This window comes from Enterococcus sp. AZ035 (assembly GCF_050548325.1).
Taxonomy (GTDB): Bacteria; Bacillota; Bacilli; order Lactobacillales; family Enterococcaceae; genus Enterococcus; species Enterococcus faecalis.
Map to the genome: position 1 here is coordinate 202127 of NZ_CP172958.1, position 12874 is coordinate 215000.

A 12874-nucleotide genomic window follows, 5' to 3' on the forward strand; every position below is an offset into this window, starting at 1 on the left:
TAGAAGATGGCACAAAAAGAAATGCAACGAATGATGCAAGGTGCCGTTGTGTTAACCATTGCTTCCTTCATTGCAAAAGTGTTGAGTGCGTTTTATCGCGTTCCTTTTCAGAACTTTGTAGGGGATGAAGGATTTTACGTGTATCAGCAAGTTTATCCAATCTATGGGATTGCGATGACATTAGCATTGTCAGGCTTACCGCAATTTATTTCCAAAATTGTTGCTGAACAACCAGATATTCGGAGTCAAAAACAAGTGTTGCGCCAACTATATCCCTATGTGTTATGGTTAGCGATTGCTTGTTGGGCCTTCTTTTTCTTTGGTAGTCAAGAAATTGCTATTAGTATGGGGGATGCTGCACTCCAACCATTAATGGAAGTTGTTTCCTTTACCTTTTTACTCGTTCCAATTCTTTCTTTCTATCGTGGGAATTTTCAAGGTCATTTGTTGATGGTGCCTAGTGGTATTTCACAGGTGATGGAACAGTTTGTGCGTGTCGGGGTTATTCTAGTAGCTGCGTTGTCCTATCATTACTTTGGTGGCTCCATTTACCAAACGGGGACGGTGGCCATGAGTGGTGCGTTGGCTGGCGGTATCTTAGCGGTACTTGTCTTATGGTACTACAATCGAAAAATTCTTAGTGGAAGTACGGAATACTTGCATCAATGGAAGATTATGCCTCAAACCACAGGACTATTTAAACGTTTAATGATTGAGGGTGGTTTGGTCTCTTTATATAGTGCTTTTCTGATTCTATTTCAATTAATTGATTCCTTTAAAGTAAAAAATGCCCTCATGCTTTTCGGGCTCTCTGATTTAGCTGCGAAAGTGGACAAAGGGGTCTATGATAGAGGACAACCACTAGTTCAATTAGGATTGGTAATTGCTTTAGCTTTAAGCTCGACCTTTTTACCAGGTTTGACAAAATATTTTATGAAAAAAGACCGTCAACAATTTTTACAAGTTGCAAAAATCTTTTTGCGCCTTACCACAACCTTGGCATCGGCGGCTTCGATTGGTCTAATGATGTTATTGCCGTACATGAACTTTACGCTTTTTAAAGATTATAAAGGCAACGATGTTTTAGGGGTGTATGTTTTATCCATCGCTTTTATGGCCATTATTCAGGCCTACCAAAGTATTGAACAAAGTCGCAATCGTTTTAAAGGTCCTTTAGTGGCAGCTGGTGTGGGCTTATTAGTGAAGTTACTGACAACGGGCTTTTTCACCATTCGTTGGGGAACATTAGGTGCTAGTTGGTCTACTATTCTTGGGTTACTAGCGACGTTATTCGTTTTAGTCCGACAATCGGATGCAGCGATTAATTGTTTTGTTCGAGAACGAAACTTTTTGAAAAAACTGTTGCTTAGTTTAGCAATCATGATGCTGTCATTACTGGTCTATCAAGGAATTATCTCCATCTTGTTCCAAGGTGTGCATCACCGAAGTCAAGCGTTTTTCGTTACAGTTTTAGGTGTTGCAGTGGGTGGTACAGTTTTTATTAGCACCATCATTAAGTTAGAATTATTTACGATACGTGAATGGTTAAGTTTACCGTATGGCGCAAAAATTTTACGGATGAGACAAAAAAAATAAAAGAGGTGAATGTGATGCGGTTAGATAAATTTTTAAAAGTTTCTCGCATTATTAAAAGAAGAACAGTTGCCAAAGAAGTCGCTGATAAAGGCCGGATTCAAATCAACGGAGTCTTAGCCAAATCTTCTAGTACTGTGAAGATTGGTGACCTTGTCAAAATTCAATTTGGGAACAGAATTTTAGAAGTAGAAGTCCTGCAACTGAATGACTCTACGAAAAAAGAAGATGCCACAAAAATGTATGAAATAAAATCAGAAACACGTGTCTCTGAAGAATAAACAGGTGAGGATGGAGCGCTTGGCAAGTTCATTGAAAAGATGAATATTCCAAGCGCTTCATCCTTTCAGCGTTTTAATGAAACAGACGCGCCGCTTTTGAAAAAAATTAATAAATCAACCGCTGTTATTTCAAAAGCAAAGAATATTTTAGAAAAAAGCTTGATTTTCTTTAACTTCTCTGAAATTAACATTAGACAAGGTTCTTAGATGTTGGTATAATAAAACGGACAATCCAAAGCGAGTGGAGCGAGACGATGGGAAAGAATGAAAAAAACTCGAAGAAAGTTGCGGCATTGGAAAATGACTACACGAAAGAACAGTATGTCGAATTCCAAAAACAACAGAAACAATTGATTTTTAGACGCAGACGCTTGGCAGCGATTTTTCTCGTGGCCTTCATTATTTTTGCCTTTTCTGGCATCCAATTGATGAAAGATTATCATCGCTTAGGTGCTTTCAAACAAGAACGAGCAGATGCAATTGCTGAATCCGTAGCAGTTGATAAGAAGGTCAAGGATCTAAAAAAAGACGTTGCTTTGTTAAAAGATGATGATTATGTGGCAAAATTAGCACGTAGCCGTTTCCTTCTCTCAAAAGAAGGCGAACAGATTTATCCCACACCAGAACAAATGAAAAAAACACAGACTTCTGGAGCGGAAGAAAGCAAGAGCAGTTCAGAAAAAAATAGTCAATCACAGTCTTCAACTGAAACAACTAAGTCTTCAGCTGAATAAACTGCAATTATAATTAGGGAAAAAATAGGAGGAACAATTTTTTTATGTCAATCGAAGTAGGAGCTAAATTGCCAGGAAAAGTGTCAGGGATTACTAACTTTGGTGCATTTATTGATTTAGGAGAAGGAAAAACTGGGTTAGTACACATCAGTGAAGTGTCTAATGGATTCGTTAAAGATATTCATGATGTATTAACAGTAGGTGACGAAGTAACAGTGAAAGTAACCTCAGTTGGTGACGACGGCAAAATTGGCTTATCGATCCGTAAAGCACAAGAGCCAGCAGAAGGGCAACAACCAAAACGTGAATTTCAACGTCGTGAAAACAATTATGAGAATCGTGACCGTAATCCACGCGCAGGGGGCAAAAAGCCTTTCAATAAACCACAAGCAAATAACAATAACAATAAACAAGATTTTGACTCATTGATGAGCTCTTTCTTGAAAGATAGTGATGACCGTTTATCTTCATTAAAACGTAATACTGAAGGCAAACGTGGCGGACGTGGCGGACGTCGCGGCTAAGCACAAACAAATAGGGGGACTGGGGATAACGAATGGGTTATTTCTCGGTTCCTCTTTTATTCTAAGGAAGAAAGAAGGGCGAACAATGTTTTGGCAGTTTTATAAACGAGGAAAAGAACAAGGATTTTGGCAACCGCATCAAACAATCGTGGTCGCCGTTTCTGGTGGTGTAGACTCCATGGCCCTTTTGACGTTAATGGAACAGGTGGCAGAAAAAGAACAATTACAATTGGTTGTTGCACATGTCAATCATCAATTGCGAGAAGCGTCGGCACAGGAAGCGCAATATCTCGCTACCTATTGTCAGCAGCGAGAGCTAACGTATTATGAAACACGTTGGGAAGACCCTGAAAAGCAACGAAATTTAGAAGCAAAAGCGCGCACATTTCGTTATGAATTTTTTAAAGAAGTCATGGAAATTGAAGGTGCGGCGGTCTTAATGACGGCACATCATCTAGACGATCAAGCGGAAACGATTTTAATGAAGCTGATTCGAGGAACTAATTTTTCCCATTCCGCAGGCATTAAAGAGAGACGTCCTTTTGCGACAGGGGAATTGATTCGTCCGTTACTCATTTATCCAAAAGAAGAATTGTATCAATTTGCACAGCGCCAAGCATTCGTTTATTTTGAGGACGAAACGAACCAAACCAATGAATATTTGAGAAATCGGCTCCGTAATCAGGTTTTGCCGCTATTAAAGCAGGAAAATCCGCAATTCTTAGATCAGATTGCTTCTTTTAGTAATGAACAACGTTTTGCCCAAGAATTTATTCAAGAACAAATTGAGCCTCAATTATCTGAAGCCTTAGAACCAACCAAACAAGGCTGGCGCATTCCTTTGAAGAGATTATTAAAAGAAACGCCTGCGTACCAGCACTTCTTTTTAACCGCGTTTTTCCAAAAAACATTAGTGCCATTAGGGGTTTCGTTAAACCAACGCCAGATGACACAAATTTTAAAAGTTTTGAATGATGAACGGCAACCGCAAGGCTCGGTTATGTTAGAACAGCAATGGCAACTAGCTAAAAGTTATGATTGGCTATGCTTAGAACAAAAACAGGCTGCACTGCGAGAAGAAGTTACACATTTATTAGTACCTGGTGCGGGGATTTATCTATCGGAAACCGAGTGGCTAGGATTAATTGCGACAGACAAACCGTTTCCTCTTCCTGAAGAGATTAATCAGTGGACGGGTCAGTTGTTAGCGATCCCGTTGACCACAGCCACACCTTTGACCGTTCGTCATCGCCAAAGTGGTGATCGGATTACATTAAAACCAGGGTTTACGAAAAAATTAAGCAGAGTTTTTATTGATCAAAAAGTGCCAAATGAAGCGAGAGAGAGTGCTTGGGTCATTACGGATGAGCAAGAGGAAATCATTTGGGTACCAAAATTTGCAAATTCCTATTTGAGTATTCCTTTAGAAACTGATAAAATACACTACAGACTCCTTTTTAAGACAAAGGAGTAATGCTGAAAGGAGCGCACTATGATAGAAAAAGATATTGAGAAAGTCCTAATCTCCAAAGAAGAAATTCTTGCGAAGTCTGCAGAGCTTGGCAAGCAACTGACAGAAGAATATCAAGGGAAAAATCCTTTAGTGGTCGGTATTTTAAAAGGTGCAGTACCATTTATGGCTGATTTGACTCGTGAAATCAATACTTATTTAGAATTGGACTTTATGGATGTATCTAGCTACGGCAACGCGACAGTTTCTTCAGGCGAAGTAAAAATTGTCAAAGACTTGGACACAAATGTCGAAGGTAGACATATTTTAATCGTAGAAGATATCATCGATAGTGGTCGTACATTAGCGTATTTAGTAGATTTGTTTAGATACCGTAAAGCTGCATCTGTGAAAATTGTTACCTTATTAGATAAACCAGAAGGCCGTGTAGTAGACATTAAAGCTGACTACGTAGGGTTTGATGTGCCCAATGAGTTTGTGGTCGGTTACGGATTAGACTATGCAGAAACGTACCGCAACTTGCCTTATATTGGCGTTTTAAAACCTGAAGTTTACGAATCAAATTAATATCTATCAAGGAATTAATTGTGTTACAATGTAAAGGTCAGGATTGATAAAAGAATAACATGAATTGTAATGATGAGCATAAGGAGGACAGGCATGAACAAAAAGAATAATGGCATGAAAAATGGTTTATACTACGTCTTAGTAGTACTTGCCATGGTCATGGTTGTCTATTTCATTTTTGGAAATAACAACCAACAATCGCCAGACATCGATTACTCAACCTTCCAACAACAATTGGAAGACGGAAAAGTCAAAGACATGACCATTCAACCAACTAATGGGGTTTACCGGATTGAAGGTCAGTATAAAGAAAAACAAGAAGTGAAAGACACAGGTGGTCTGTCATTGTGGGGCTCAACGCAAGCGTCGTCAAAAGGCTTCACAACAACCGTTTTACCTAGTGATACAACCTTAGCTGGCATTCAAGATGCGGCACAAAATAACAAGGTGAAGCTAGTTGTCAAAGAACAATCAACAAGTGGTGCTTGGTTGTCACTGTTGTTTAGTTTCTTACCATTAGTGATTATTTTCTTCTTCTTCTACATGATGATGAGCCAACAAGGCGGTGGCGGTGGCGGCGGTGGCCGTGTGATGAACTTCGGTAAATCAAAAGCCAAAGAAGCCGATAAAAAAGCTAACCGTGTCCGCTTCTCAGATGTAGCTGGTGCGGAAGAAGAAAAACAAGAATTAGTTGAAGTAGTGGAATTCTTAAAAGATCCACGTCGTTTCGCTGAATTAGGCGCACGGATTCCTGCGGGCGTACTATTAGAGGGACCTCCAGGGACTGGTAAAACGTTACTTGCTAAAGCCGTAGCAGGTGAAGCAGGTGTGCCATTTTACTCAATCTCAGGTTCAGATTTCGTTGAAATGTTTGTCGGGGTCGGTGCTAGCCGTGTCCGGGATTTATTTGAAACAGCGAAGAAAAACGCGCCTGCAATTATCTTTATCGATGAAATCGATGCAGTTGGTCGTCAACGTGGTGCTGGTATGGGTGGCGGACACGACGAACGTGAACAAACCCTTAACCAATTATTAGTTGAGATGGATGGTTTTGATGGCAATGAAGGAGTTATCGTAATTGCTGCAACGAACCGTTCAGACGTGTTAGACCCAGCGTTGTTACGTCCAGGTCGTTTTGACCGCCAAATCTTGGTAGGACGTCCAGATGTCAAAGGTCGTGAAGCGATTTTACGTGTTCATGCGAAAAACAAACCGTTAGCTGATGACGTTGATTTGAAAGTTGTTGCACAACAAACACCAGGTTTTGCTGGTGCTGATTTAGAAAATGTCTTAAACGAGGCAGCCTTAGTTGCCGCTCGTCGTAACAAGAAAAAAATTGATGCTTCTGATGTGGATGAAGCCGAAGACCGCGTAATTGCTGGTCCAGCTAAAAAAGATCGCGTGATTAATAAAAAAGAACGCGAAATGGTGGCTTACCATGAAGCAGGACACACAATTGTTGGTTTAGTCTTAAGCCGTGCTCGTGTTGTCCACAAAGTAACAATTATCCCTCGTGGTCGCGCAGGCGGTTATATGATTGCTTTACCAAAAGAAGATCAATTCTTAATGACTAAAGAAGATATGTTTGAACAAATCGTTGGCTTACTTGGTGGACGTACAGCAGAAGAAATTATCTTTGGCGTTCAATCAACAGGGGCTTCAAATGACTTTGAACAAGCAACAGGGATTGCTCGTAGCATGGTAACTGAATATGGAATGAGCGACAAATTAGGACCTGTTCAATATGAAGGAAACCATCAAGTCTTTGTCGGTCGTGATTATGGTCAAACAAAAGCTTACTCAGAACAAGTGGCGTTTGAAATCGATCAGGAAGTTCGTCGTATCTTAATGGATGCTCATACGAAAGCGCATGAAATTATCGAAGCGCACCGTGAACAACATAAACTAATCGCTGAAAAACTATTAGAATATGAAACATTAGATGCAAAAGCAATCAAATCATTATTTGAAACAGGTAAAATGCCTGAAGGTGCTGACAGCGACTATCCTAGTGAAAAAGAAGCGCAAACATTCGAAGAAGCAAAACGTGCTTTAGAAGAAAAAGAAGCGCAAAAACAAGTTGAAGAAAAACAAGACTTTGAAGAAGCGAAAAAAGAATTACATGATGAAGCAGAAGAAGTCAAAGTAGAAAGCGAACAAACAGAAAAAGAAGTCCAATCTGAAGAGAAAAAAGATTCAGATTCCAATTCTGAATATGATCGCAATAACTACGAAGATCGTTATAAATAACCAATTAGTAGAAGGTGCAGTATTTGTCGAGTTGACGAATACTGCACCTTCTATAATATTAAGATATTCTATAGAAGGAAGATTATTTGGTTGAAAAAACACCTGATTCCTAGTATTATCTGACTAATGGACAAAAAAGCACCAAGAGAAGAGGAAAAAGAATGGAAGATTATTTAGTAAAAGCCCTTTGTTATAAAGGTTCAATACGAGCATATGCCATCAGTGCCACTGAAACTGTTAGCGAAGCGCAAAGAAGACATGATACATGGAGTTCTTCTACTGCAGCGTTAGGACGCACATTGATTGGAGCCCTTTTACTAGGAGCGACTTTAAAAGGTGACGATAAATTAACTGTAAAAGTACAAGGAAATGGCCCAGCTGGCGCTATTATTGTCGATAGTAATGGCCGCGGAGAAACAAAAGGCTACATTAAAAATCCACATGTCAGCTTAAAGTTGAATGCAACAGGTAAAATTGATGTACGTGGTGCTGTCGGTAACGAAGGAATTTTCACAGTCATTAAAGATTTAGGATTAAAAGAAACCTTTTCTGGACAAACACCTATTGTTTCTGGTGAAATCGGTGAAGACTTTACATATTTTATGGCGGTCTCTGAACAAGTTCCTTCAGCTATCGGTTTAGGTGTATTGGTGGACACGGATGAATCTGTGAAAGCAGCCGGTGGTTTTATGATTCAAGTAATGCCAGGTGCCGATGAAAGTACCATTGATTTTATTGAACAGCGTCTAGCGGAAGTGCCACCAATTTCACAATTACTAGAAAATGGAGAAACACCTGAACAAGTCTTGTATCGCTTATTGGGAGAAGACGAAGTAGAAATTTTAGAAAAAATGCCTGTACAATTTAAATGTGACTGTTCCAAAGAAAAATTTGCGACCGCTTTGATTGCTGTTGGGATCGATGAATTAAATGCGATGATTGATGAAGATCATGGAGCAGAAGCAGTTTGTCAATTCTGTAACAATAAATATCACTATAGTGAAGAAGAATTAATTGAACTTCGCGATGAAGCGATTCGCAATACGAAACAAAAGTAGGAGGAAAGACTATGTGGAAAATTGGAGACGTTGAAATCCCCAACCGTGTTGTCGTAGCTCCGATGGCGGGTATTAGTAACGCCGCTTTTCGTGTGACTGTAAAAGAATTTGGCGCAGGATTAGTCGTTTGTGAAATGATTAGTGACAAAGGAATTAAATTAAGAAACAAAAAAACCTTAGAAATGCTATATATTGATGAGCGGGAATATCCTTTAAGTGTACAAATTTTTGGTGGAGATAAAGAAACATTAGTGGAAGCTGCTAAGTTTGTGGAAGAAAATACGCAAGCGGCGATTATTGATATTAACATGGGCTGCCCTGTCAATAAAATAATTAAAGCTGAAGCTGGTGCGAAATGGTTGCTGGATCCGAATAAAGTGCATGAGATGGTTCACGCAGTCTCTTCGGCAGTTTCTTTGCCGGTCACTGTAAAAATGCGAACAGGCTGGGATGAAGATCATCTATATGCTGTAGACAACGCTTTGGCTGCCGAACAAGCAGGGGCTTCGGCAATTGCTATGCATGGTCGGACACGTGTCCAAATGTATGAAGGGACAGCCAACTGGGACGTTTTAAAGGAAGTGAAAAAGCATTTAACCATTCCTTTTATGGGAAATGGCGATGTCAAAACGCCTGAAGATGCTAAACGCATGTTAGAATATGTTGGAGCGGATGGTGTGATGATTGGTCGAGCTGCTTTGGGCAATCCTTGGATGATTCAACGGACGAAAGAATACTTGGAAACGGGTGAATTGATGCCTGAGCCTTCACCAGCTGAAAAAATTAACATTGCAAAAGTTCATTTACAACGATTAGTGGATTTAAAAGGTGAAAAAATTGCGGTCCGTGAGTTTCGCCAACATGCTTCTTACTATCTAAAAGGAATCTCGCGAGCAGCCAAAGTGAAAGTTGCGATTAACCAAGTCGAAACACAACAAGCAGTTGTCGATTTACTTGATGCCTTTGTAGAAAAGATTTCCAAAGTTGCTGTAACTACTATAGAAGAATAAAAAATTCAAGCCGAAAGTAAAATTCGGCTTGCTTTTTTTCGAATTACTGTGGCATTATTAGGATAGGTTAAAATCAAGAATGGAGGAACAACAGTGGCAGAAGAACAACAAGCGCATTTAGAGGATTTAAATGATCAAATGCTCGTGCGCCGCGAAAAAATGGAAGCTTTACGTGAAGAAGGGATTGATCCTTTCGGTAAACGTTTCGATCGCACTCATAATTCAGCAGAACTTCATGAACAATATGATAATCATACAAAAGAAGAACTTAGTGAAATGAATACAGAAGTCAGCGTTGCTGGACGTATGATGACAAAACGTGGTAAAGGAAAAGCTGGTTTCGCCCATTTGCAAGACCGTGAAGGCCAAATTCAAATTTATGTTCGGAAGGACCAAGTTGGAGACGAAGCCTATGAACTATTTAAACATGCTGACTTAGGCGACTTCTTTGGTGTGACAGGTCAAGTAATGAAAACCAATACGGGGGAAGTTACTGTTAAAGCTCAAACAATTACGTTATTAACTAAAGCTTTGCGTCCATTGCCAGATAAATACCATGGATTAACGAATGTGGAACAACGCTATCGTCAACGCTATTTGGATTTAATCAGTAACAAAGAAAGCTTTGATCGTTTCATGAAACGCAGTCAAATTATTAGCGAAATCCGTCGTTATCTAGATGGCAATGGCTATGTCGAAGTAGAAACGCCTGTCTTGCATAACGAAGCAGGAGGAGCTGCTGCTCGTCCATTTATCACACACCATAATGCGTTAGATATGGACTTATACTTACGCATTGCCCTAGAGTTACATTTAAAACGTTTAATTGTCGGTGGCATGGAAAAAGTATATGAAATTGGTCGTGTCTTCCGTAATGAAGGAATCGATACCACTCATAACCCAGAATTTACAATGCTAGAAGCTTATACTGCTTATACTGATTATCAAGATGTGATGGATTTAACAGAGGGAATTATTCGTAATGCTGCGGAAAAAGTCTTAGGAACTACTGATATCACGTACGATGGTCAAGCGGTTGATTTAGGCAGTCCTTTCAAACGTCTACACATGGTAGATGCGGTCAAAGAACAAACGGGCGTAGATTTTTGGCAAGAGATGACGATAGAAGAAGCCCGTGCGTTGGCTAAAGAACATAATGTTGAAATTACAGATGCCATGACAGTCGGTCATATCATTAATGAATTTTTCGAAACATTTGTAGAAGATACGTTGCAACAACCAACATTTATTTATGGTCACCCAGTAGCTGTTTCACCATTAGCGAAGAAAAATCCAGAAGATGGTCGTTTCACTGACCGCTTTGAACTGTTTATTATCGGAAAAGAGTTTGCTAATGCATTTACAGAATTAAATGATCCAATTGACCAACGTGAACGTTTTGAAGAACAAGAAAAAGAACGGGAACAAGGAAATGATGAAGCACACGGAGTAGATGAAGATTTCATCGAAGCCTTAGAATATGGCTTGCCACCAACCGGAGGATTAGGTATTGGGATTGATCGACTAGTTATGTTATTAACCGATGCACAATCAATTCGTGATGTCTTGCTATTCCCAACAATGAGATAAAAAAAGATGCCTTAAGGGCATCTTTTTTTTGTATTCGCAAAAAATTAAATAAAAAAAGAATAGAAAAACAATTGAAACCAATTCTTTTTTTCTAAAAAAATCGAAGATGGGTAATAAAAAGAATGGGTAATCTGATAAAAAACGAACTTTATCTAATCGGATAAGAAAGAATAATCGGTATTGAAAAAAAGTTTAAAAAAAGTGAAAATAATGATTGACCAATGCTTGAAATCTTGGTATATTATTACATGTCGCAAGGCGAGTCACACAGCTGAGCGATTCAGAAATCAATAATTAAATAACAATTCTTGATTTCAAATCTCTCGAAAAAAGTTTGAAAAAACAACAAAAAAGTTGTTGACAAATAACAAACGAGATGATAAGATATAGAAGTTGTCACAACAGACAACAACAACCGAGCAAAACAACTTAAAAAACTTTTTAAAAAAGTTCTTGACATTCAAACGAAAGTTTGTTATGATATAAAAGTTGCTGCGAGGTAATGTAGACCTTTGAAAACTGAACAAAGAATAGACGAACCAAATGTGTAGGGCGTCTTGATTCAATTCAAGACAACAAACATTTTTAACAAGCAAGCAATATGCTAGCAAACAAATTGAGCTTAACAATCGTAAGATTGTTCTAACTTTTATTATGAGAGTTTGATCCTGGCTCAGGACGAACGCTGGCGGCGTGCCTAATACATGCAAGTCGAACGCTTCTTTCCTCCCGAGTGCTTGCACTCAATTGGAAAGAGGAGTGGCGGACGGGTGAGTAACACGTGGGTAACCTACCCATCAGAGGGGGATAACACTTGGAAACAGGTGCTAATACCGCATAACAGTTTATGCCGCATGGCATAAGAGTGAAAGGCGCTTTCGGGTGTCGCTGATGGATGGACCCGCGGTGCATTAGCTAGTTGGTGAGGTAACGGCTCACCAAGGCCACGATGCATAGCCGACCTGAGAGGGTGATCGGCCACACTGGGACTGAGACACGGCCCAGACTCCTACGGGAGGCAGCAGTAGGGAATCTTCGGCAATGGACGAAAGTCTGACCGAGCAACGCCGCGTGAGTGAAGAAGGTTTTCGGATCGTAAAACTCTGTTGTTAGAGAAGAACAAGGACGTTAGTAACTGAACGTCCCCTGACGGTATCTAACCAGAAAGCCACGGCTAACTACGTGCCAGCAGCCGCGGTAATACGTAGGTGGCAAGCGTTGTCCGGATTTATTGGGCGTAAAGCGAGCGCAGGCGGTTTCTTAAGTCTGATGTGAAAGCCCCCGGCTCAACCGGGGAGGGTCATTGGAAACTGGGAGACTTGAGTGCAGAAGAGGAGAGTGGAATTCCATGTGTAGCGGTGAAATGCGTAGATATATGGAGGAACACCAGTGGCGAAGGCGGCTCTCTGGTCTGTAACTGACGCTGAGGCTCGAAAGCGTGGGGAGCAAACAGGATTAGATACCCTGGTAGTCCACGCCGTAAACGATGAGTGCTAAGTGTTGGAGGGTTTCCGCCCTTCAGTGCTGCAGCAAACGCATTAAGCACTCCGCCTGGGGAGTACGACCGCAAGGTTGAAACTCAAAGGAATTGACGGGGGCCCGCACAAGCGGTGGAGCATGTGGTTTAATTCGAAGCAACGCGAAGAACCTTACCAGGTCTTGACATCCTTTGACCACTCTAGAGATAGAGCTTTCCCTTCGGGGACAAAGTGACAGGTGGTGCATGGTTGTCGTCAGCTCGTGTCGTGAGATGTTGGGTTAAGTCCCGCAACGAGCGCAACCCTTATTGTTAGTTG

Annotated in this window: 10 protein-coding genes and 1 rRNA gene (1 of these 11 only partly in view); all 11 read left to right on the forward strand. The window is 40.3% G+C overall.

What is annotated here, in order from left to right; all coding sequences use genetic code 11:
- Nucleotides 1–6 precede the first annotated feature (6 nt).
- Nucleotides 7–1596, forward strand: coding sequence for a putative polysaccharide biosynthesis protein (locus IGL32_RS00970; protein ID WP_002361558.1), 1590 nt, complete (start codon nt 7–9; stop codon nt 1594–1596).
- A 14-nt stretch (nt 1597–1610) separates the two neighbouring features.
- Nucleotides 1611–1874, forward strand: a complete 264-nt coding sequence (locus IGL32_RS00975; protein ID WP_002356255.1) for an RNA-binding S4 domain-containing protein — start codon at nt 1611–1613, stop codon at nt 1872–1874.
- A 254-nt stretch (nt 1875–2128) separates the two neighbouring features.
- A complete protein-coding gene (locus IGL32_RS00980) occupies nt 2129–2608 on the forward strand; it encodes an FtsB family cell division protein (protein WP_002356257.1) in 480 nt (159 codons plus the stop codon).
- Nucleotides 2609–2652: 44 nt separating this feature from the next.
- Complete coding sequence (locus tag IGL32_RS00985; protein WP_002356258.1) at nt 2653–3132, forward strand: S1 domain-containing RNA-binding protein; 480 nt, start codon at nt 2653–2655, stop codon at nt 3130–3132.
- Between the two features lie 85 nt (nt 3133–3217).
- Complete coding sequence (tilS, locus tag IGL32_RS00990) at nt 3218–4606, forward strand: tRNA lysidine(34) synthetase TilS (protein ID WP_156210224.1); 1389 nt, start codon at nt 3218–3220, stop codon at nt 4604–4606.
- Nucleotides 4607–4624: 18 nt separating this feature from the next.
- A complete protein-coding gene (hpt, locus tag IGL32_RS00995) occupies nt 4625–5170 on the forward strand; it encodes a hypoxanthine phosphoribosyltransferase (protein WP_002356260.1) in 546 nt (181 codons plus the stop codon).
- Nucleotides 5171–5263: 93 nt separating this feature from the next.
- Nucleotides 5264–7420 carry an ATP-dependent zinc metalloprotease FtsH gene (gene ftsH / locus IGL32_RS01000; RefSeq protein ID WP_002363441.1) on the forward strand — a complete coding sequence of 719 codons (2157 nt, stop codon included), beginning with the start codon at nt 5264–5266 and terminating at the stop codon, nt 7418–7420.
- 161 nt (nt 7421–7581) lie between these two features.
- Nucleotides 7582–8478, forward strand: coding sequence for an Hsp33 family molecular chaperone HslO (gene hslO, locus IGL32_RS01005; protein WP_002359370.1), 897 nt, complete (start codon nt 7582–7584; stop codon nt 8476–8478).
- Between the two features lie 11 nt (nt 8479–8489).
- Nucleotides 8490–9488: a tRNA dihydrouridine synthase DusB gene (gene dusB / locus IGL32_RS01010; RefSeq protein WP_002356263.1), complete on the forward strand. Its 999-nt coding sequence runs from the start codon at nt 8490–8492 to the stop codon at nt 9486–9488.
- Nucleotides 9489–9581: 93 nt separating this feature from the next.
- Nucleotides 9582–11078, forward strand: a complete 1497-nt coding sequence (gene lysS, locus IGL32_RS01015; RefSeq protein WP_002359372.1) for a lysine--tRNA ligase — start codon at nt 9582–9584, stop codon at nt 11076–11078.
- A gap of 650 nt (nt 11079–11728) precedes the next feature.
- Nucleotides 11729–12874, forward strand: a 16S ribosomal RNA gene (locus IGL32_RS01020) (it continues 415 nt past the right edge of the window).